Source organism: Serratia sp. CC22-02, assembly GCF_900182895.1.
Taxonomy (GTDB): Bacteria; Pseudomonadota; Gammaproteobacteria; order Enterobacterales; family Enterobacteriaceae; genus Serratia; species Serratia nevei.
Window position 1 is genome coordinate 594,800 of record NZ_FXUD01000002.1, and the last position, 19,399, is coordinate 614,198.

Below are 19,399 nucleotides of genomic sequence, written 5' to 3' on the forward strand. Positions count from 1 at the left end.
TGGCGCTCATTCAGCGGAGGTAGGCAAGATGAAGGTGGAAGGCGCAGCGCGCAAAGCATCCCGGGAACAGGCCCATTTCATGCACGTCGACGATCTCGGCGGGCTGGAAGTGCTGCAGGCCACCTACCGCCGCCAAACCTTCTCGCGCCACAGCCATGAAGGCTTCTGCGTGGGCGTCATCGACGACGGCGCCCAGCGTTTCTACCGCACCGGTGGCGAACACGTGGCGCCGCTGGGCAGCATCATTCTGGTCAACGCCGACGACATCCACACCGGCAGCTCCGCCACCGAAGAGGGATGGTCGTATCAGGCGATGTACCCGACGCCGGAGCTGCTGGCGTTTTTGTCGCGCGATCTGAAAACCGGCGCCGGCGCGACGCCTTATTTCCCCAACCCGGTGGTGCACGACGTCGGCCTGGCCGGCCAGCTGCGGATGGCGTTCAGCCTGCTGCGCAGCGATGAGAACCGGCTGATGAAAGAGACCATGGTGTTCTCGGCGCTGACCTGGCTGATGCTGCGGCACGGCAAAAGCCGCATCGATCCCACGCCGCAGAGCCGGGCGCAAAGCCAGGTGGCGCGGGTGAAAGCCTTTCTCGACGATTTCCCCGAGGCGGACATTTCGCTGCTGGAGCTGGCGGAGCGAGTGGCGCTCAGCCCTTATTACCTGCTGCGGCAGTTTCAGCAGGCCACCGGTCTGCCGCCGCACGCCTATCAAATTCAGGCGCGGCTGCGCAAGGCGCGCGGCATGCTGAAGGCCGGCAGCAGCGTGCTGGACAGCGCGCTGAGCTGCGGTTTTCACGATCAAAGCCATTTCCACCGCCATTTTCGCAAGTCGATGGGCATCACGCCGGGCGACTACGTCAAATCGCTGAAATAACCGGGCAATCGGGTGCAATACCCGTGTGCGCCTGCGCCGTAAGCTGGCTTCTTCAATCAAAGGAGAAGCCCATGACTGATTCAATCCCCCTCATCACGCCGCCGTCTGCCCGCTTGCGCCCCGCTCTGCAGGGTGGGGTGGCGATCTTGCCGCTGTGCCTGGCGGTGGTGCCGTGGGGCATACTGGCGGGCTCGATGGCCCTGCAAAACGGCCTGACGCCGGCACAGGGGCTGGGCATGTCGGCCATCGTGTTCGCCGGGGCGGCGCAGCTGGTGGCGATGGGCATGATCAAGGGCGGCGCCGGGCTGCTGGCGATCCTGCTGTCGACCTTTTTCGTCACCGCCCAGCATTTTCTCTATGCGCTGCGGCTGCGGGAGCGCATTGCGCCGCTGCCGTTACGCTGGCGGCTGGCCCTGGGATTCTTGCTCACCGATGAACTGTTTGCGCTGACCGGCGAACAGGCGCCGGCGCGTTTCGACCGCTGGTATGCGCTGGGCGCCGGGCTGACTTTTTACCTGTGCTGGTTTCTCTCCACGCTGCTCGGCATCGTAGCCGCCGGCAGCGCCGGGGATCTGGACGGTTATGGGTTGGATTTTTCCATCGCCGCCACCTTTATCGCCATCGTGGTGCCGCTGGTGCGCAGCCTGCCGGTGTTGGCCTGCGTGCTGACCGCGCTGCTGCTTTCCATCGTGTTGCACCATTTCCAAACGCCAGGCGCACTGGTGATCGCCACCGTGACGGCGATGCTGGTCGGGCTGCTGTGCAGCGGGGGGCGCCGATGATCTGGCTGACGATAGTCTTGATGGGGCTGGTGGTGTTCTTCAACCGCTACTGCTTTTTGGCGCCGGGATTGCCGCTGCGGATATCGCCGCGCGTTAAAACGCTGCTGAGCTTTTCCGTGCCGGCGGTGCTGACGGCCATTTGCGGGCCGATTATCGCCTTCAGCGGCGACCAGCTGCGCGCCGCGCCGGATAACCCTTACCTGTGGGGGGCGGTGTTTGCGGTGATATTGGCGTTCTTTCTGCGCAACATGCTGGCGGTGGTGTTGCTGAGCCTGCTGATATTTATCGCGCTGCGCGGCATTTTTTAAAATTCGCTTGCCATATCTCTAATTTGAGATTATTTCTCTTATATGGGATTTTGCGGCGGAGTGTGAGCGATGGATAACGGTTTGGAGACGGCCGACCTGAGGTTGGCGCAGCGGTTGGCGGATTTGCGCCAGCAGCAGGGGTGGTCGCTGGAGGAGCTGGCGCAGCGCACCGGCCTGAGCCGGGCGACGCTCTCGCGGGTGGAGCGCGCCGAAACCAGCCCGACGGCGTCGCTGCTGAACCGGCTGTGCGCCGCCTACGGGTTGACCATGTCGCGCCTGCTGAGCGAAATCGAAGACGAACCGCCGGAGCTGTTGCGGCCGCCGCAACAGCCGGTATGGGTCGATCGCGCCAGCGGTTTTCACCGTCGTTCCGTTTCCCCGCCTGCGGCGCTGTACAAGGCCGAATTTATCGAAGCCCGGCTCGATGCCGGCGCGCAGATCGATTACGACCTGCCGTCGATTCCGGCGCTGGAGCATCACCTCTGGCTGCTGTCCGGGCAGCTGGATCTGACGCTGGAAGGGCGTGTTTTCCAGCTGGCGCCCGGCGATTGTCTGCGCTACCGCCTGTTCGGCGCTTCCCGTTTCCATGTTCCCGGCGATGAGCCGGCCCATTACACGCTCGTTATCTGCAGGCCATAGCCATGATTGAATTACAACAGTGGGACGCCGACGCGGCGCACAACGCCATGGCCGACCTGGCCGAAATGCTGCACGCCAGCGTGTCGCACGGCGCCAGCATCGGTTTTGTCATGCCTTTTACGCTGGAACAGGCGCGGGCGTTTTGGCAGGGGTTGCTGCCGGCCCTGGCGCGGGGAGAGCGCGCGATGCTGGTGGCGCTCGCGAACGGTCGGCCTGTCGGCACCGTGCAGCTGCTGTTGGCGATGCCGGACAATGGCCGCCACCGGGCGGAAGTGGTCAAGCTGATGGTGCACCCGCAGGCGCGGCGGCAGGGCGTCGCGCGGCTGTTGATGCAGGAAGTGCAGGCGCTGGCGGCGCGTCATCGCCGCAGCCTGTTGGTGCTGGATACCCTGAGCGGCAGCGCGGCGCAGGGGTTGTACCGCCAATTGGGGTTCGAAGCGGCAGGTGACATCCCACAATACGCCCGCGCCAGCGACGGCGGGGCGTTGGAGGCCACCTGCTATATGTACAAACTGCTGTGAGGCTTCGAATACTATTAAGTGAAGTCGATAGCTCAGACGCGTTGGCGCTGATGGCGGAATTGTCGGTGCAACTGGCTGAAATCACCGGCGATAGCGGTACGTCCTCGTTTGATCCAGCTTCTATAGAAGCGGATGGAGGTTGTTTTATGTTGGTACGCAATGCTGCCGATGAAGCCGTAGCTTGTGGGGCGCTGCGTCGATTAACTTCTGGCGTTGCGGAGTTAAAACGAATGTATGTACGCGAGCCTGGTAATGGTATTGGTCGTAAATTATTGCATGCTCTGGAACAACAGGCTCGATGGTTGGGGTATCGCCAACTGTGGCTGGAAACTCGAAGAGTGAACCTGCGCGCCATCAAGTTTTATCTGGCTCAGGGGTATCGGATACGTGAAAACTATGGCCGTTATCGAGGTAACCCGCAGGCGGTCTGTTTCGAAAAAGTTCTGTAATGATGTGGCAAGTCCCCATAGCCATTTGACATTGAAGAGCCGTGCTTTGCTGTTTAGGTTACGGCCAAATTAAATCAAAGAGGGGATGCTGCTACGGTTTTCGGGCGGTTAAAATCGAGAGAATTAAAGGATGAACTACTCTGATATTGCTGAAAGGATAGTGAAAGTGCTGCTTCACCGGGAAGCGTTGTTGGATTGGCTCACAGGGTGTGATACCGATTTCTCACATTTCTGATACCCGCAACTTAAAATTTGAGCATACGTATTTCTTCATGTTCATGCCGCCGAACTAACGTCCCCATTGGTTTGGCGGCATGCACTGTTAATCCCTTACAATATATTAGGTTATATGGGGCATTTCTCCCTATTCCTGAATCAGCGCCCGCGCCAGGCGTTGATCGCCTGTTGGCGCACCTGCAGCTTCTGCTGCGGCGCCAGTTTGTTGTAATCGCGGGCCAGCCCGCTTTCCCAATCGCCGTACAGCGGGTTGGGCAGCACGATAAATTCGGTGCCGAACTTGCCCTGGTTCTCGCTGACGAACGCCCGGCGCTGCGCATTGTCCTTGTGATAAGTCGCGGCGCCGAAGTCGTTCAGGTTATCGCCCGCGTACACCACGATGTCATAGCCGGCTTGTTTGATGGCGTCGAAGCGCGCCTGCTTATTGGAGGTGTCGGTGCTGAGCAGCACGGTCTTTTCAGACATGCCGGTGAAACCGAGCTTTTGCATGTTGGCCACCGTGGCGGCGTACTCGCTCTGCTTGCGGTTCGATATGTAGAACATCGTCCCCTGATGGGTGTTAACGTAACGGGCAAACGACACCGCGCCCGGCACCGCGCCAGCCTGTTCGGCCTGTGTCCATTGGGCCCAGGTGGCGCCGTCGTACGGCTGGCCCTGCTGCGCCTGCCAGCCGGAGTAGGCGCTGTTGTCCAGCATGGTTTCATCCAGATCGACCACCACCGCCTTTTTACGGCCCGGCGCGGCCTTGGCCTGATCGAAGGCGCGCTGTGCGCTGTTGAACGCCTGATGCGCCAGCGCCTGGTATTCGCCGGACTGTTGGAACCAGTTCACCGCCAGCACCGACTGATCCGCCAGCCGTTGCTGGGCCTGGGCGTCGGTGTGCGGCGGCTGCGCGCAACCGGCCAACGTCAGCAGCGCGACGCCGACCGCCGCGCCGAGGGTGAGTTTCCTTGCCTGTTTTCCTGCCATCGTTATCTCTCTCGGTTTTATTCTTGTGGGCTGTCCAGCAGCATATCCATCTCGAACTGGCGCAGGGGATCCTGCCGCCAGCCAAGATGCGTAAAGAAGGGGGCCGCCACCTCGGGCACAAAGACGTTAGCGGTCAACGGCAAAGGGGCGAACCGCGTTTGCAGAGCGGCCAGCAAGGCGCGCGCATGCCCCTGGCCGCGGTGCTGCGGCGGCACATAGATCAGGCGCAGCCAGCAGTGCTCGGCGCCGGGCATCACCACGGCGTAGGCTTGACGATTGAGCGTATAGGCCTGCGGTTTGCCCGGCAGCTTGAACAGCGATTCGGGGGCGATCAGCCAGGGCAGGTCGGTGGCGCCTTCCGCCGTCAGGCGATGGCTGACGGTCAGCGGATCGACTGCCTGCAGCGCCGCCGTGCCTGGCGACGCTTCCGCTGGCGCCTGATGGCCGGTCAGGGTGCGCACGATGCGCAGCCCGGCGCGATGATACAACGCCAGCGCGGCTTCGTTGCCTTCGATCACTTCCAGCGACAGCCGTCGGTCGCCGCGGTGGCGGGCATCCGCCACCAGCCGCTGCATCAGCGCCTTGCCCAGCCCCTGGCCGCGCATCTCCGGGCGCACGGAAAAGGCCGCAACCCGGCTGTGCCGGCCGCGGCGGGCGATCAGCGCCACCGCCACCGGTTCATGGCGGTGGGTGACGATCAGGCTGTCGTTCAGGCTGAGATCCTCAGCGCCGAAGCGGGCGGCGAAGGTCGGCCCGTCGAGCACGAAGCGCACGATGTAGTTTTCAAAACAGTGGTTGAGGATGTTTGCCAGCTCGTCGCTGCTGTAGCGCAGGGCGTTGTGGTAGTCGAAGCGTCCGTCGTTATGCATGGCTGATTCCGCTCGGGGGGAAAGCTATACATGTAGACCCGTTTGTTTTGCAAGGCAAGCGGGGGGCATTCGTTGGCGGGAAAATAAAAACAAAAAAGCCGGACGCAGCCGCCCGGCGAAATAAAACTCTGGGTATCAAGTGACGCTAAAGTTTGCAGTGGTGGTTATTCATTCATCACATCAGAACTGGTAGGTCAGGGCGACGGCAATCACGTTGTCGTCTTTCAGACCCAGCTTGTTATTGCTGTCGAGCTGGTTGATTTTATAATCGACATAGGTCGACATGTTCTTGTTGAAATAGTAGTACGCGCCGACATCGATATATTTCACCAGGTCGGCATCGCCGATGCCTTCAATATCTTTGCCTTTCTGCTGAACGTAGCCCAGCGATGGACGCAGACCGAAATCGAACTGATATTGCGCAACCAGTTCCAGGCCTTCCGCTTTATTGGCGAAGCCGCTGACGGAGGTGGAACGGTTATTGATGGTGGCCGTGCCGGAAATAGGCGCGATGTTGCGGCTTTCCGAGTAGGTGGCAGCCAGGTAGACATCGTTGTTGTCGTATTTCATACCGGCGGCCCAGATATCGGCCTTGTCGCCTTTGCCGAAGGTGCCCGCTTTCTGGCTGGCGGTACGGTTGGAAGAGGCATAGGCGGCGCCCACGCTCAGGCCGTCGATAATTTCATAGCTGGAGGAAAGGCCCCAACCGTCGCCGTTCGCCTTGCTGGCGGAGCGGCCGTCGTTTTCGTTCTTGCCCTGGTACTGCACGGCGAATTTCAGGCCGTCAACCAGACCGAAGAAGTTGTTATTACGGTAGGTGGCAACGCCGTTGGTGCGGCCGTTCATGAAGTTGTCGGTCTTGACGTAAGCATCGTCGCCGAATTCAGGCAGCATATCCGTCCAGGCGCCGACGTCGTAAATAATGCCGTAGTTGCGACCGTAATCGAAAGAGCCGAAGTCTTTATATTTCAGACCGGCGAAGCCCAGACGCGTTTTAGTGTCTTTGGTGCCGTCGGATTCAGAATGGTTGGCGGCGATCTGATATTCCCACTGGCCGTAACCGGTCAGCATGTCATTAATCTGGGTCGCGCCTTTAAAGCCGATACGGACGTAGGTTTTATCACCGTCGTTGCCGGCATCATCGGAGAAATAATGCAGGGCTTTCACACGACCGTAAAAATCGAGTTTGTTGCCGTCTTTATTGTAGATTTCTGCTGCCTGTGCCGCTTGCGCAAGTAAAAGTGCCGGAATAATAACGGCCAGAAGATTACGTTTCATGAGTTACCCTGCTTTATTCGATTGAAAGACGCTTATCATCAGTTGCATTGCTGTTTTACTGTGCCGCCTGATTGTTTGCGGCGGAGAATTTTTACCGTAGTAATGTGATCTATTTATGACAAAAAATTCATTTTCATGTCGAACGATTAAAAAAGTCGCGCAAAGGGTGAATTTTTTCTTCAGCCGACGGTCGGCGGCTGGTCTACAGTTACCGATACCTTGTTCCGCTGCGGGAGGAATCATGCACGATACTTATACTTTGTTCGGTACGCAGGGCTGCGGCTCGACGATCGTGGCCGCCGCGTTGGCGTTGACCGCTTTCCCCTGGGGCTATGAGGAAGTGGACTACACGCAGGACGGCCCGGAGCGCGATCGCCTGCTGGCGCTGAACCCGTTGGGTCAGGTGCCCACCTTGGTGTTGCCCAATGACGAAGTGATGACGGAGAGTGCGGCGATTATTCTGCTGCTGCACGATCGCGCACCGCATGCCGAGCTGGCGCCGCCCGGCGGTTCGCCGCTGTTGCCGCGTTTTCTGCGCTGGCTGCTGTTCATCAACGCGGAGATTTACCCCACCTTCACCTATGCCGACCATCCGCAGCGCTGGCAGCCGCAGGCGGCGGGGGCGGAACAGCTGAAAAACGCGGTAATGGCTTATCGCGAGCGTTTATTGCAGCAGCTGAACGCCGCCGCTGGCGCAGCGGGCCCGTGGTTTCTCGGCAAGAGCTTCAGCGCGTTGGATCTGTACGTGGCGGTGATGTGCCACTGGCGGCCGGGCCGCGCGTGGTTCCGGCAACACTGTCCGCAGCTGTACGCCATCGCTGAGCGGGTGGAACAGCGGCCGGAGCTGAATGCGCTGCTGAGCGCGCAGTTCGACGGCGTTGCCCCGCTGGAATCCTGAATCCTCCCCGCCGCCCGGCGGGGAACCCTCCCGTTTTTCTGAACCGAGACTGCCGAAAATCCCGATTTTCACTCGCTGCGGCGGCGGGTAGCGTAAGGCTATCCGCAACTGACAGGAGAGTGTGATGCCATCAGAATCCCAGGCCGGGCAACAGGCGTTCGGCGATATTGCCCCCAAGCTGGCGCAGCTCAGCGACCGAGTGTTGTTTGACGATATTTGGCAGCGGCCGGCGCTGAGCCCGCGCGAGCGCAGCCTGATTACCGTCGCCGCGCTGGTGGCGCTCAACCGCGTGGAACAGCTGCCGTTTCACCTGCAGCTGGCGCAGCGCAACGGCGTGACGCGTCAGCAGCTGGCCGAGCTCATCACCCATCTGGCGTTCTACGCCGGCTGGCCCGCGGCGGCGTCGGCCGTGGCGCGCCTGCGCGAGCTGGAACAGGAGGCCAATCATGCCGTTTAGCCGTATCGCCCTGCTTCAGGGCAAGTCCGCCGACTATCTGCAAACCCTGTCCGACAGCCTGCATCAGGCGCTGGTGGAGGCCTTTGAGGTGCCGCCGACGGATAAATTTCAGGTGATCGATCAATACCGCCCCGGTGAGCTTATCTACGATCGCGACTATCTCGGCGGGCCGCGCAGCGCGGATTTCGTGCTGTTTTATATCACCGCCGGGCGGCCGCGCGACACCGACACCAAGCGGCGTTTCTACGGGCGGCTGGCGGCGCTGCTGGCGGAAAACCTGCGGCTGCGCCCCGAGGATGTGATGGTGGTGATCACCACCACCCAGTTGGACGAGTGGTCGTTCAGCGCCGGGCGCGCCTCGATGATCGATCCGCAGACGTAACTCGGGCTGACGCCGCGGGCGGTCTGTGGGACAATAGCGCCATCATTTCGTTTAGATAAGAGTTGAATGGCGCTCTCCTCCGCAGTTAAAGATCAGATTGGCCAGTGGTACAAAGCCCTGCAGCAGCAAATACCGGATTTTATTTCCCGCGCGCCCCAGCGCCAGATGATCGCCGAGGTGGCGAAGACGCTGGCCGGTGACTACCCGCGCCATCTGGCGATCGAGGCGCCGACCGGCGTCGGTAAAACGCTGTCTTACCTGATCCCGGGCATCGCCGTCGGGCGGGCGGAGAGCAAACCGCTGGTGGTCAGCACCGCCAACGTGGCGCTGCAGGATCAGATCTACAGCAAAGATTTGCCGCTGCTGAAGAAGATTATCCCCGATCTGAAATTTACCGGCGCCTTTGGCCGTGGGCGCTACGTGTGCCCGCGCAACCTGGCGGCGATGAGCACCGACGTCAGTCAACAGGGCGATCTGACGCTGTTCCTCGACGACGAGCTGGCGCCGTCCAGCGGCGAAGAGCAGGCGCTGTGCCAGAAGCTGACCAAGGCGCTGGCCCGCTTTGAGTGGGACGGGCTGCGCGATCACTATCAACAGAGCATCGACGATCCGCTGTGGGCCAAGCTGAGCACCGACAAGGCCAACTGCCTGGGGCGCAACTGCCACTATATTCGCGAATGTCCGTTCTATATCGCCCGCAAAGAGATCGAGAGCGCCGACGTGGTGGTGGCCAACCACGCCCTGGTGATGGCAGCGCTGGAGACGGAATCGGTGCTGCCGAACCCGAAAGAGCTGCTGCTGGTGCTGGACGAAGGCCACCATTTGCCGGAGGTGGCGCGCGATGCGCTGGAGATCGACGGGGAAATCACCGCGCTGTCGACCAACCTGCAGCTGGACATGATCGTGCGCCAGGTTGAGCAGTGCATGACGCAGTACCGGCCGAAGAATCCGCCGGGGCTGGCCAACAGCGAGCGGCTGAAGAACCATTGTGAGGAGCTGCGCGAGCTGGTGCAGATCTTCGAGCATCAGGTCAGCGCCTACCTGCCCGGCGACAGCGTGGCGGCCGAGCACCGTTTCGAGATGGGCGAGCTGCCGGCGGAGATGGTGGAGAGCTGCGCGCGGCTGTTCAAACTGACCGATGCGCTGCGCGGGCTGGCGGAGTTCGTGCTTAACGATCTCACCGAGCAGACCGGCAAGCATGACATCGTGCGCCTGCACCGGTCGATCATTCAGATGAGCCGCACGCTGGGCTATCTGGAAGCGATGAGCAAGCTGTGGCGGCTGGCGGCGCTCGACAAGTCGTCCAACGCGCCGATCTCCAAATGGGTCACGCGCGAGCTGCGCGATAACGTTACCCATCTCTACCTGCACTGCGTCGGCATCCGCGTCAGCGACCAGCTGGAGAAGCTGCTGTGGCGCAAGGTGCCGCACGTGGTGGTGACCTCGGCCACGCTGCGTTCGCTGAACAGCTTCGCGCGTTTGCAGGAGATGAGCGGGTTGAGCGAGAAGGCCGGCGATCGCTTCGAAACGCTCTCTTCGCCGTTCAATCATGTCGAACAGGGCAAGATTGTCATTCCGCAGATGCGCTACGAACCGGCGCTCGCCAACGAGGCGGAGCACCTTGAGGAGATGGCGCGATGTTTCCGCGCCGAGCAAGCGAGCGGCAAACACAAAGGCATGCTGATCCTGTTCAGCAGCCACCGGGCGATGCAGACTTTCCTCAGCTACGTGACCGATCTGCGGCTGATGCTGCTGGTGCAGGGCGACCAGCCGCGCTACCGGCTGGTGGAAGAGCACCGCAAGCGGGTGGAGAAGGGCGTCGCCAGCGTGCTGGTGGGGCTGCAATCGTTCGCCGAAGGGTTGGATCTGAAAGGCGAGCTGCTGACCCAGGTACACATTCACAAAATTGCGTTCCCGCCGATCGACAGCCCGGTGATCATTACCGAAGGCGAGTGGCTGAAATCGCTGAAGCGCTATCCTTTCGAAGTGCAGAGCCTGCCGAGCGCCTCGTTCAACCTGATCCAGCAGGTCGGCCGCCTGATCCGCAGCAACCAATGCTACGGCGAGATCGTGATCTACGATCGTCGGCTGTTGACCAAAAACTACGGTTCGCGGCTGTTGGCGTCGCTGCCGGTGTTCCCGATCGAACAGCGCGCGGTGCCGGAGGCCGACAAGGCGCATCTGGCGGCGCTGAAATCCGCCGCCGACGCGGCCAAAAAAGAGAAGAAGCGCGGCAACCCGTTTGCCCGCAAGCGGCGGCGTTAATCAGAGCAGCGGCGGCAGGCGGCGTTTGACCGGCGTGGTTTTCACGATCGAGGTGTTGCTCTGCGCATGCTCGGCCAGCCGATCGAGGGTGTGGTCGAGCTGTTCCATCGAGTGCGCCACCAGCCGCACGATAAAGCAGTCTTCGCCGGTCACCTTATCGCACTCGACCACTTCCGGGATCGCCTGAATCAGCTGTTCAACCTTCTTCAGCATGCCCGGCAGCGGCTTGATACGCACCAGTGACTCGAAGGCGTAGCCCACCGCCTGCAGATTGACGTTCAGGGTATAGCCCTGGATCACGCCGCTTTCCTCCAGCCGCCGCAGCCTTTCCGACGTGCTCGGCGATGACAGCCCCACCTGCGCGCTCAGCGTCTTCAACGACGCGCGTGCGTCCTGCGCCAAAAGAGTCAGGATCTGGCGATCGATATCATCCATAACGCCTCCGTTAGGTATTTTCTTTATTATAGCTACGAGAAAAAGGCAGTTAAGCATATCTGCCTTTTTTATGCTATGGAAAGCCGCCCCGCGAAGCCGCAAGCTATGCCTCTGGGCAAGTTTGGAGGAACGCAGGATGAATGCAGAGATAAAACGCGGCTCGCTGGAGATGACGGCGGCGATGCTGATTTCCGGCTCCATCGGCTGGTTTGTGCTGATGTCCGGCCAGCCGGTGGTCAACGTGGTGTTTTGGCGCTGCGCGGTGGGGGCGCTGGTGCTGCTGGCGGTGTGCGGCGCGCTGGGGCAGCTGCGGCGCGATGCGCTGACGCGCGCCACGCTGCTGCTGGCGATCGCCGGCGGCGTCGCGCTGGTGATCAACTGGCTGCTGCTGTTTGCCGCCTATTCCTATGCCTCTATCTCCATCGCCACGGCGGTGTACAACACCCAGCCGTTTATACTGGTGGGGCTGGGGGCGCTGTTTCTGGGGGAGCGGCTGACCGCCCGCAAGCTGCTGTGGCTGGGGCTGGCGTTCGGCGGCATGATGCTGGTGGTGCTGGCGCAGCCGCGGCAGGCGGGGGAACAGAGTCATTATTTGGCGGGCATCGCGCTGGCGCTCGGGGCGGCGTTTTTCTACGCCCTGATGGCGCTGGCGGCCAAGCGGCTGAAGGGCACGCCGCCGCATCTTATTGCGCTGATCCAGGTGGCGGTGGGGGCGGTGATGCTGTTGCCGCTGGTGGATTTCCACGTTTCGGCCAGCGTTGGGCAGTGGGGAATGCTGGCGACGCTCGGCGTGCTGCACACCGGCCTGATGTATGTGTTGATGTACGGCGCCCTGCAGAAGCTGCCGACCAACCTGATCGGCTCACTGTCGTTCATCTACCCGGTCGCCGCCATGCTGGTGGATCGCCTGGCGTTTGGCCACCGCCTGTCGGCGTGGCAGCTGCTGGGCGCGGCGATCATTCTGCTGGCGGCGGCGGGCATGAACCTGCTGGGCGAGCGGCGAGCGCGGCTGCTGCCGGCCTCGGACGGCCGGCGCGCCGGCTGATGCTCAGTTCGTTTTTTTCAACCGGCGCCATAACGTGGTGCGGCTGATCCCGAGCAACCGGGCGGCGGCGGCGTGGTCGCCCCCACATCGCGCCAGCGCTTCGTGGGCGGAGACGGGCGCTGGCGGCATCTCGGGCGGCGTGCCCGTCGCCAGCTCCGGCAGCAGCCAGCGCAGCGTCTCGCCGCTCGGCGCGGCGCCGGTGCTCAGCATCAGCGCCACCCGCTCCATCATGTTGCGCAGTTCGCGCAGGTTGCCGGGCCAGGCGTAATGATTCAGCGCGGCGTAACAGCCGGCCATGGCGGCGCGCAGCGGCTCCGTCAGCGGCACGTCGAGCGCCGCCAGTGACCGTTTCAGAAAGTGTTCCGCCAGCATCGCGATATCGTCGCCGCGCGCCCGCAGCGGCGGCAGCTGCAGCCGCAGGGCGCTCAGGCGGTAGAACAGATCGGCGCGAAAGTCGCCCCGTTGAATCGCCTGCTCCAGGTGGTTGTGGGTGGCGCTGATGACGCGAAAGTCGACCGCCACCGGCTGCTGCCCGCCGACCCGGGTGACGGCCTTCTCTTCCAGCGCGCGCAGCAGCCGGGTTTGCAGGTGCAGCGGCATTTCGCCGATCTCATCCAGAAACAGGGTGCCGCCGTTGGCGGTTTCCAGCAGCCCCCGTCGGCCGCCGCGCCGTGAGCCGGTAAAGGCGCCTTCCTCATAGCCGAACAGCTCCGCCTCCAGCAGCGATTCGGCGATGGCGCCGCAGTTGATGGCGACGAACGGCGGCGTCGCGCCCCTGGCCGGTGCGCCGCGCCGGGAAAAGTATTCCCGGTGGATCGCCTGCGCCGCCAGCTCCTTGCCGGTGCCGGTTTCTCCTTCAATTAATACCGCCGCCGGCGAGCGGGCGTACAGCATGATGGTGCGCCGCATCTGCTCCATCTGCGGGGACTCGCCCTGCAAATCGTCCAGCCCGTAGCGCGGTTGCAGGGTATTGCGCGCGGCGTAATCGCCACCGCGTTTGCCGCCGCCCCGCATCAGGCGCGTCACGTCCAGCGCATCGCTGAAGGCGGCGCGCAGGGTGGCGGCGGAATAGAGAAAAATGGCGGTGAGCCCGGCCTCTTCCGCCAGATCGCTGATGAGGCCGGCGCCGACCACCGCCTGAATGCCGGCGGCTTTCAGCTCGGCGATCTGGCCGCGCGCATCCTCTTCGGTGACGTAGCTGCGCTGCTCCAGCGGCAGATCGAAGGTTTGCTGGAACTCCATTAGCGCGGGCAGAGGGGTCTTATAGGTGATGACGCCGATCCGATCGGCGGTTCTGCGCGCCTTGCTCAGCGCCTGCAGCAGATCGAAACCGCCGGGCTTGACCAGGATGACCGGCACCGACAGGCGGCTTTTCAGGTAGGCGCCGTTGGAGCCGGCGGCGATGATGGCGTCGCAAGGCTCGGTCGCCAGTCGGGCGCGGATGTGCTGCACCGCCTCCTCAAAGCCGAGGCGGATCGGGATGATGGTTGCCAGATGGTCGAACTCGAGGCTGATGTCCCGGAACAGATCGAACAGGCGGGTGATGGAGACGGTCCAGATCACCGGTTTGTCCGGCATGACGTGATCGCTCATGGTGGGTTACCGAATGGAAGTGGCTGCATTAGGTGTAGCCCGGTTTCAGTGATGTTTCAAATTTACTGTGTGAAACAACGATTGAAACGTTAACTGAAACGTTTTTTACCCCTTTGCCAGGCTAATGGCGCTGAAGGTGTTGTAACTCACTTATTTTTATCGCGTTTAATTTTTCCCCTTACCGAAGTACAACCTGGCCCGCCCCTTGCTCTGTCTGTTTCATCTGGCTAATCGGAGAAAACGTCATGACGCTGCGCTCACCCGGGCTCGCCTTTCGTCAGGCCCTGAGTAAAGAAAAACCCCTGCAAATCGCCGGCGCGATCAACGCCAACCATGCGCTGCTGGCCCAGCGGGCCGGATTCCAGGCCATCTACCTTTCCGGCGGCGGCGTGGCGGCCGGTTCGCTGGGGCTGCCGGATCTGGGCATTTCGACCCTGGACGATGTGCTGACCGACATTCGCCGCATCACCGACGTTTGCCCGCTGCCGTTGCTGGTGGATGTGGACAGCGGTTTCGGCGCTTCGGCGTTCAACGTCGCCCGCACGGTGCGCTCGGTGAGCAAGGCCGGGGCGGCGGCGCTGCATATCGAAGATCAGGTCGGCGCCAAGCGCTGCGGCCATCGCCCCAATAAGGCCATCGTCTCCACCGAAGAGATGGTGGATCGCATCAAGGCGGCGGTGGATGCGCGCAGCGATCCGGACTTTGTGATCATGGCGCGCACCGACGCGCTGGCGGTGGAGGGGCTGGAGGCGGCCATCGAGCGCGCTCAGGCTTACGTGGCGGCCGGGGCCGACATGCTGTTCCCGGAAGCGATCACCGAACTGGGCATGTACCGCCGCTTCGCCGAAGCGACGCAGGTGCCGATCCTGGCCAATATCACCGAGTTCGGCGCGACGCCGCTGTTTACCACCGACGAGTTGCGCAGCGCCCAGGTGGATATGGCGCTGTATCCGCTGTCGGCCTTCCGGGCGATGAACCGCGCGGCGGAGCGGGTATACCGCGCCCTGCGCGAGGAGGGCACGCAGAAAAGCGTCATCGACACCATGCAGACCCGCAACGAGCTGTACGAAAGCATCAACTACTATTTGTTCGAAGAGAAACTCGACGCTCTGTTCGCTCGCCAGCGCGACGAATAAGCGCCATTCACGCAGAAGCCAAACGAGGACAGTATGAGCCAAGCGATCCCCCCGCAAAGCCCGACTGGCGATAAGCCGAAAAAATCCGTGGCGTTATCCGGCGTGCCCGCCGGGAATACCGCGCTGTGCTCCGTAGGGCGCAGCGGCAACGATCTGCACTATCGCGGTTACGACATTCTCGATCTCGCGCGCCACTGCGAGTTTGAAGAGGTCGCCCACCTGCTGATCCACGGCAAGTTGCCCAACCGCGACGAGCTGCAGGCCTATAAACACCGTCTCAAAGCGCTGCGCGGCCTGCCCGCCAGCGTGCGCACGGTGCTTGAGGCGCTGCCTGCGGCGTCTCACCCGATGGACGTGATGCGCACCGGCGTCTCGGCCCTAGGCTGCACGCTGCCGGAAAAAGAGCAGCACGGCGCGGCCGGCGCGCGCGACATCGCCGACCGGCTGCTGGCCTCGCTGGGATCGATGCTGCTGTATTGGTATCACTACAGCCACAACGGCGAGCGCATTCAGCCGGAGACCGACGACGATTCCATCGGCGGCCACTTCCTGCACCTGCTGCACGGCGAAGCGCCTTCCGCCAGCTGGGAACAGGCGATGCACGCTTCCTTGATCCTGTACGCCGAGCATGAGTTCAACGCCTCGACCTTCGCCGGCCGGGTGATCGCCGGCACCGGATCCGACGTCTATTCGGCGATCGTCGGCGCCATTGGCGCGCTGCGCGGGCCGAAACACGGCGGCGCCAACGAGGTGTCGCTGGAGATCCAGCAACGCTATGAAACGCCGGACGAAGCGGAAGCCGACATTCGCCGCCGCATCGACAACAAAGAGGTGGTGATCGGCTTCGGGCACCCGGTGTACACCGTTTCCGATCCGCGCCATCAGGTGATCAAAGAGATCGCGCTGCGCCTGTCGCAGGAAGCGGGGGCGATGAAGCTGTATGACATCGCCGATCGGCTGGAAAGCGTGATGCGCGACACCAAAAAGATGTTCCCCAACCTCGACTGGTTCTCGGCGGTGTCTTATCACCAGCTGGGGGTGCCCACCGAAATGTTCACGCCGCTGTTTGTCATGGCGCGGGTGAGCGGTTGGTCGGCGCACATCATCGAGCAACGGCAGGACAACAAAATCATTCGCCCGTCCGCCAACTATACCGGGCCGGAAGCGCGGGCGTTCGTACCGCTGGATCAGCGCTGAGCGCCGATCGTTATTCACTATGGAGCCTTTGGGAATCATGATGCTTGAGTCTGCCAATACCCGCCGTCCGCCGTTCGATCGCGAAATGGTCGATATCGTCGATTATGTGATGAAAGAGGCCGTCGATACCCCGGCGGCGTACCGCACCGCCCACTATTGCCTGCTCGATACCCTCGGCTGCGGGCTGGAGGCGCTGAGCTATCCGGCCTGCAAGAAACTGATGGGGCCGGTGGTGCCGGGCGCCGAGGTGCTGAACGGCAGCCGGGTGCCGGGCACCCGCTTCCAGCTGGATCCGGTGCAGGCGGCGTTCAATATCGGCGCCATGATCCGCTGGCTCGACTTCAACGACACCTGGCTGGCGGCGGAGTGGGGCCACCCGTCGGACAACCTGGGCGGGATCCTGGCGGTGGCCGACTGGCTCTCGCGCCAGGCGGTGGCGGCGGGCAAGGTGCCGCTGACCATGCGGCAGGTGTTGATCGCCATGATCAAGGCGCATGAGATCCAGGGTTGTCTGGCGCTGGAAAACGCCTTCAACCGGGTGGGGTTGGATCACGTGCTGCTGGTGAAGGTGGCGTCTACCGCGGTGGTGGCGCAGCTGCTCGGCCTGAGCCGGGCGGAGATCCTGAATGCGGTGTCGCTGGCGTGGGTGGACGGGCAGTCGCTGCGTACCTATCGCCACGCGCCGAACGCCGGCACCCGCAAATCCTGGGCGGCGGGGGATGCGACCGCCCGCGCGGTGCGGCTGGCGCTGATGGCCGCCACCGGCGAGATGGGCTACCCCTCGGCGCTGACGGCGCCGACCTGGGGGTTCTACGACGTCTCTTTCAACGGCAAGCCTTTCCGCTTCCAGCGGCCGTACGGCGCGTACGTGATGGAGAACGTGCTGTTTAAAATTTCGTTCCCGGCGGAGTTCCATGCCCAGACCGCCGTGGAGGCGGCCATGACGCTGCACCGCTTGATGCAGGCCGCCGGTAAAACCGCCGCCGACATCGCCAGGGTGAGCATCCGCACTCACGAGGCTTGCCTGCGTATTATCGACAAGCAGGGGCCATTGGATAACCCGGCGGATCGCGATCACTGCATTCAGTATATGGTGGCGATCCCGCTGCTGTTCGGCCGGCTGACGGCGGCGGACTACGAGGATCGGGTGGCCGAGGATCCGCGCATCGACGCGTTGCGCGGCAAGATCCACTGCCATGAAGATCCCGTCTTCACCCGCGATTATCACGATCCGGAAAAACGCTCGATCGCCAATGCGCTGACGGTGGAGTTCGCCGACGGCAGCCGCCTGGATGAGGTGGCGGTGGAGTACCCTATCGGCCATGCGCGGCGGCGCGAAGAGGGCATCCCACTGCTGATCGAGAAGTTCAAAACCAACCTGGCGCGCCAGTTCCCGGCCCTGCAGCAGCAGCGTATTCTCGAGGTGTCGCTGGACCGGCAGCGGCTGGCGCAGATGCCGGTCAACGAGTATCTCGATCTGTGGGTGATCTGACGCGAGGCGGCGCTGACAAGCCACGTCGGCGTCGCTATGATGGATGCTTCATTCCCCTCCATCTTCTTATCAGGTGATTCATGATTGATGCCGCAACGCTGTTGTTGTTTTCCGGTGCCTGCGTGGCGCTGGCGCTGACCCCCGGCCCGGATATGCTGCTGATCGCTTCGCGCAGCGTCAGCCAGGGGCGGCGCGCCGGTTTCGCTTCGCTGGCGGGCATTCAGCTCGGCACGTATTGCCACGCGTTGGCGGCGGCGCTGGGGTTGTCGCAACTGTTCGTCGCCGTGCCGCTGGCCTACGACGCGGTAAGAATGCTCGGCGCCGCCTATCTGCTCTACCTGGCGTGGAAAACGCTGCGATCCGGCAGCAGTTTGCAGGCTTCCGCCGGGTTGCAGGCGGTGCCGACGGCGCGCATCTTCCGCCAGGGGCTGTTCACCAACATCCTCAACCCGAAAATGGCGCTGTTCGTGCTGGCGCTGTTCCCGCAGTTTATCGATCCGCGTTCAGGCTCGGTGGTGGTGCAGATGTTGGCGCTGGCGACGGTGCTGAATCTGGTGGGGTTGCTGATTAACGGTGGGGTGATCCTGGCGGTCAGCGGCATGAAAAGCCGCTTCGCCGGCCGCCGCTTCAGCGCCCGCTGGCCGAACTACCTGCTGAGCGGGGTATTCGCCGGGCTGGCCTGCAAACTCATTTTCGACAGCCGCCGCTAACCCTCGCGCAGCAGCGCTTCAAATGCCGCGCTGGCCGGTTCGTCCGGCAGCGCGCTGTACATCACCAGCCGCAGGTGATTCTCTTCGTCGACGATGAAAGAGGCGTGGTCAAAGGTGACCGGACCGATTTCCGGGAGGGTGAAGCTGCGCCGCCCCTGGCAGCGCCCGTGGATATCGTGCTGCCGCCAGAGCCGGCGGAACGGCGGCGATACCCGCTCCAGCGCCTGTACCCGTTGGCGCATTACCTCATCCTCCGGCGCGCGGGCATAGTCGCGGCGGAAGCTGGCCAGGATTTGCGGCGCCTGCGCCTCCCACTCCAACAGGCGTTCATTGAGCTGCGGATCGGCAAACAGCATCCACAACATGTTGCGTTCTTCCGCCGGGCGTTCACCGATGGCGAACAGCCGCTGCGCCGCCGGGTTCCAGGCGATGATGTCCCAACTCAGGTTCATGACGTAGGCCGGCCGCAGCACAAGGTCGTCCAGCAGCCGCTGCACCAGCGGCGAGACCTGGCACCACTGATGGCCGACCGGCACCGGCGGCCGCTGATGCGCCAATAAAAACAGGTGGTAGCGGCCGGCGGCGTCGAGCTGCAGCACCCGCGCCAGGTTCTCCAAAAATGCCACCGACGCATTGATTTCCCTGCCTTGTTCCAGCCAGGTGTACCAGGTGAGGCCGACGCCGGCCAGCGCCGCGACCTCCTCGCGCCGCAATCCCGGCGTGCGGCGGCGGCTGCCGCTCGGCAAACCGACCGCCTCCGGCGACAGCTGTTCTCGCTTTTGACGTAGAAAATCCGCCAGTTCGTGGCGGGTGCGCTCGAGGGTACGTGGGGGCATGGCGGCCGTCCTGTTGCTGTTAGT

Annotated in this window: 21 protein-coding genes; 15 read left to right on the forward strand and 6 right to left on the reverse strand. The window is 62.8% G+C overall.

The genetic code is table 11. From position 1 onward, the window contains the following. Positions 1 to 28 precede the first annotated feature (28 nt). The 6 genes from QOL81_RS09750 (at position 29) to QOL81_RS09775 (ending at position 3,576) form a co-directional block, all read left to right on the forward strand. A complete protein-coding gene (locus tag QOL81_RS09750; protein WP_049200955.1) occupies positions 29 to 877 on the forward strand; it encodes an AraC family transcriptional regulator in 849 nt (282 codons plus the stop codon). Between the two features lie 71 nt (positions 878 to 948). Then, positions 949 to 1,659 (forward strand): AzlC family ABC transporter permease, encoded by a 711-nt coding sequence (locus QOL81_RS09755; protein ID WP_060421195.1) that lies wholly within the window; start codon positions 949 to 951, stop codon positions 1,657 to 1,659. Next, the gene (locus QOL81_RS09760) at positions 1,656 to 1,967 is read left to right on the forward strand and encodes an AzlD domain-containing protein (protein ID WP_060421198.1); all 312 of its coding nucleotides are present in this window, start codon (positions 1,656 to 1,658) and stop codon (positions 1,965 to 1,967) included. Before QOL81_RS09755 ends, QOL81_RS09760 begins: the two co-directional genes overlap by 4 nt. Before the next feature lie 69 nt (positions 1,968 to 2,036). Next, positions 2,037 to 2,606 carry a helix-turn-helix domain-containing protein gene (locus QOL81_RS09765; protein ID WP_060421201.1) on the forward strand — a complete coding sequence of 190 codons (570 nt, stop codon included), beginning with the start codon at positions 2,037 to 2,039 and terminating at the stop codon, positions 2,604 to 2,606. A gap of 2 nt (positions 2,607 to 2,608) precedes the next feature. Beyond that, the gene (locus QOL81_RS09770) at positions 2,609 to 3,127 is read left to right on the forward strand and encodes a GNAT family N-acetyltransferase (protein WP_060421203.1); all 519 of its coding nucleotides are present in this window, start codon (positions 2,609 to 2,611) and stop codon (positions 3,125 to 3,127) included. 65 nt (positions 3,128 to 3,192) lie between these two features. After that, positions 3,193 to 3,576 carry a GNAT family N-acetyltransferase gene (locus QOL81_RS09775; RefSeq protein ID WP_230200978.1) on the forward strand — a complete coding sequence of 128 codons (384 nt, stop codon included), beginning with the start codon at positions 3,193 to 3,195 and terminating at the stop codon, positions 3,574 to 3,576. A gap of 375 nt (positions 3,577 to 3,951) precedes the next feature. Here the strand turns inward: QOL81_RS09775 and QOL81_RS09780 are convergent, their stop codons facing one another. From QOL81_RS09780 to ompC, 3 genes are all read right to left on the reverse strand, one after another. Next, positions 3,952 to 4,782: a 5'-nucleotidase, lipoprotein e(P4) family gene (locus QOL81_RS09780; RefSeq protein ID WP_283439790.1), complete on the reverse strand. Its 831-nt coding sequence runs from the start codon at positions 4,780 to 4,782 to the stop codon at positions 3,952 to 3,954. A 17-nt stretch (positions 4,783 to 4,799) separates the two neighbouring features. Next, positions 4,800 to 5,651 (reverse strand): GNAT family N-acetyltransferase, encoded by an 852-nt coding sequence (locus QOL81_RS09785; RefSeq protein ID WP_060440416.1) that lies wholly within the window; start codon positions 5,649 to 5,651, stop codon positions 4,800 to 4,802. Positions 5,652 to 5,831: 180 nt separating this feature from the next. Next, the gene (ompC, locus tag QOL81_RS09790; protein WP_038880563.1) at positions 5,832 to 6,929 is read right to left on the reverse strand and encodes a porin OmpC; all 1,098 of its coding nucleotides are present in this window, start codon (positions 6,927 to 6,929) and stop codon (positions 5,832 to 5,834) included. A 241-nt stretch (positions 6,930 to 7,170) separates the two neighbouring features. Between ompC and QOL81_RS09795 the strand changes: the two genes are divergently transcribed. The 4 genes from QOL81_RS09795 to dinG all read left to right on the forward strand — a co-directional run bounded on the left by QOL81_RS09795 (position 7,171) and on the right by dinG (position 10,931). Then, entirely contained in the window at positions 7,171 to 7,827 is a 657-nt protein-coding gene (locus QOL81_RS09795) for a glutathione S-transferase family protein (protein WP_060421214.1), read from the forward strand. Positions 7,828 to 7,951: 124 nt separating this feature from the next. Then, complete coding sequence (locus QOL81_RS09800) at positions 7,952 to 8,284, forward strand: carboxymuconolactone decarboxylase family protein (RefSeq protein ID WP_049200944.1); 333 nt, start codon at positions 7,952 to 7,954, stop codon at positions 8,282 to 8,284. Next, on the forward strand, positions 8,274 to 8,666 hold the full coding sequence (locus QOL81_RS09805) for a tautomerase family protein (protein ID WP_084826590.1): 393 nt from the start codon (positions 8,274 to 8,276) through the stop codon (positions 8,664 to 8,666). Before QOL81_RS09800 ends, QOL81_RS09805 begins: the two co-directional genes overlap by 11 nt. 66 nt (positions 8,667 to 8,732) lie before the next feature. Beyond that, complete coding sequence (dinG, locus tag QOL81_RS09810) at positions 8,733 to 10,931, forward strand: ATP-dependent DNA helicase DinG (RefSeq protein WP_033637643.1); 2,199 nt, start codon at positions 8,733 to 8,735, stop codon at positions 10,929 to 10,931. Here dinG and QOL81_RS09815 read toward each other — a convergent pair whose 3' ends face one another. Then, positions 10,932 to 11,366, reverse strand: coding sequence for an Lrp/AsnC family transcriptional regulator (locus tag QOL81_RS09815; RefSeq protein ID WP_038880548.1), 435 nt, complete (start codon positions 11,364 to 11,366; stop codon positions 10,932 to 10,934). A 136-nt stretch (positions 11,367 to 11,502) separates the two neighbouring features. On the opposite strand from QOL81_RS09815, the gene QOL81_RS09820 reads away from it, so the two are divergent. Next, positions 11,503 to 12,411 carry a DMT family transporter gene (locus QOL81_RS09820; protein WP_060421219.1) on the forward strand — a complete coding sequence of 303 codons (909 nt, stop codon included), beginning with the start codon at positions 11,503 to 11,505 and terminating at the stop codon, positions 12,409 to 12,411. A gap of 3 nt (positions 12,412 to 12,414) precedes the next feature. Here the strand turns inward: QOL81_RS09820 and prpR are convergent, their stop codons facing one another. Continuing rightward, a complete protein-coding gene (gene prpR, locus QOL81_RS09825) occupies positions 12,415 to 14,004 on the reverse strand; it encodes a propionate catabolism operon regulatory protein PrpR (RefSeq protein ID WP_197757719.1) in 1,590 nt (529 codons plus the stop codon). A 245-nt stretch (positions 14,005 to 14,249) separates the two neighbouring features. Between prpR and prpB the strand changes: the two genes are divergently transcribed. The 4 genes from prpB (at position 14,250) to QOL81_RS09845 (ending at position 18,539) form a co-directional block, all read left to right on the forward strand. Next, positions 14,250 to 15,140: a methylisocitrate lyase gene (prpB, locus tag QOL81_RS09830; RefSeq protein WP_049200934.1), complete on the forward strand. Its 891-nt coding sequence runs from the start codon at positions 14,250 to 14,252 to the stop codon at positions 15,138 to 15,140. Positions 15,141 to 15,173: 33 nt separating this feature from the next. Further along, positions 15,174 to 16,337: a bifunctional 2-methylcitrate synthase/citrate synthase gene (prpC, locus tag QOL81_RS09835; RefSeq protein WP_049200932.1), complete on the forward strand. Its 1,164-nt coding sequence runs from the start codon at positions 15,174 to 15,176 to the stop codon at positions 16,335 to 16,337. Between the two features lie 40 nt (positions 16,338 to 16,377). Then, positions 16,378 to 17,829, forward strand: a complete 1,452-nt coding sequence (locus QOL81_RS09840; RefSeq protein WP_147839637.1) for a bifunctional 2-methylcitrate dehydratase/aconitate hydratase — start codon at positions 16,378 to 16,380, stop codon at positions 17,827 to 17,829. An 80-nt stretch (positions 17,830 to 17,909) separates the two neighbouring features. Beyond that, positions 17,910 to 18,539, forward strand: coding sequence for a LysE family translocator (locus QOL81_RS09845; RefSeq protein WP_048321374.1), 630 nt, complete (start codon positions 17,910 to 17,912; stop codon positions 18,537 to 18,539). Here the strand turns inward: QOL81_RS09845 and QOL81_RS09850 are convergent. After that, positions 18,536 to 19,375: a helix-turn-helix transcriptional regulator gene (locus QOL81_RS09850; RefSeq protein ID WP_283439791.1), complete on the reverse strand. Its 840-nt coding sequence runs from the start codon at positions 19,373 to 19,375 to the stop codon at positions 18,536 to 18,538. The genes QOL81_RS09845 and QOL81_RS09850 overlap by 4 nt on opposite strands. Positions 19,376 to 19,399 lie beyond the last annotated feature (24 nt).

Coding starts and splice junctions, on each gene's coding strand:
- QOL81_RS09750 (WP_049200955.1), top strand. CDS start 29: ATGAAGGTGGAAGGCGCAGCGCGCAAAGCATCCCGGGAACAGGCCCAT.
- QOL81_RS09755 (WP_060421195.1), top strand. CDS start 949: ATGACTGATTCAATCCCCCTCATCACGCCGCCGTCTGCCCGCTTGCGC.
- QOL81_RS09760 (WP_060421198.1), top strand. CDS start 1,656: ATGATCTGGCTGACGATAGTCTTGATGGGGCTGGTGGTGTTCTTCAAC.
- QOL81_RS09765 (WP_060421201.1), top strand. CDS start 2,037: ATGGATAACGGTTTGGAGACGGCCGACCTGAGGTTGGCGCAGCGGTTG.
- QOL81_RS09770 (WP_060421203.1), top strand. CDS start 2,609: ATGATTGAATTACAACAGTGGGACGCCGACGCGGCGCACAACGCCATG.
- QOL81_RS09780 (WP_283439790.1), bottom strand. CDS start 4,782: ATGGCAGGAAAACAGGCAAGGAAACTCACCCTCGGCGCGGCGGTCGGC.
- QOL81_RS09785 (WP_060440416.1), bottom strand. CDS start 5,651: ATGCATAACGACGGACGCTTCGACTACCACAACGCCCTGCGCTACAGC.
- ompC (WP_038880563.1), bottom strand. CDS start 6,929: ATGAAACGTAATCTTCTGGCCGTTATTATTCCGGCACTTTTACTTGCG.
- QOL81_RS09795 (WP_060421214.1), top strand. CDS start 7,171: ATGCACGATACTTATACTTTGTTCGGTACGCAGGGCTGCGGCTCGACG.
- QOL81_RS09800 (WP_049200944.1), top strand. CDS start 7,952: ATGCCATCAGAATCCCAGGCCGGGCAACAGGCGTTCGGCGATATTGCC.
- QOL81_RS09805 (WP_084826590.1), top strand. CDS start 8,274: ATGCCGTTTAGCCGTATCGCCCTGCTTCAGGGCAAGTCCGCCGACTAT.
- dinG (WP_033637643.1), top strand. CDS start 8,733: ATGGCGCTCTCCTCCGCAGTTAAAGATCAGATTGGCCAGTGGTACAAA.
- QOL81_RS09815 (WP_038880548.1), bottom strand. CDS start 11,366: ATGGATGATATCGATCGCCAGATCCTGACTCTTTTGGCGCAGGACGCA.
- QOL81_RS09820 (WP_060421219.1), top strand. CDS start 11,503: ATGAATGCAGAGATAAAACGCGGCTCGCTGGAGATGACGGCGGCGATG.
- prpR (WP_197757719.1), bottom strand. CDS start 14,004: ATGAGCGATCACGTCATGCCGGACAAACCGGTGATCTGGACCGTCTCC.
- prpB (WP_049200934.1), top strand. CDS start 14,250: ATGACGCTGCGCTCACCCGGGCTCGCCTTTCGTCAGGCCCTGAGTAAA.
- prpC (WP_049200932.1), top strand. CDS start 15,174: ATGAGCCAAGCGATCCCCCCGCAAAGCCCGACTGGCGATAAGCCGAAA.
- QOL81_RS09840 (WP_147839637.1), top strand. CDS start 16,378: ATGCTTGAGTCTGCCAATACCCGCCGTCCGCCGTTCGATCGCGAAATG.
- QOL81_RS09845 (WP_048321374.1), top strand. CDS start 17,910: ATGATTGATGCCGCAACGCTGTTGTTGTTTTCCGGTGCCTGCGTGGCG.
- QOL81_RS09850 (WP_283439791.1), bottom strand. CDS start 19,375: ATGCCCCCACGTACCCTCGAGCGCACCCGCCACGAACTGGCGGATTTT.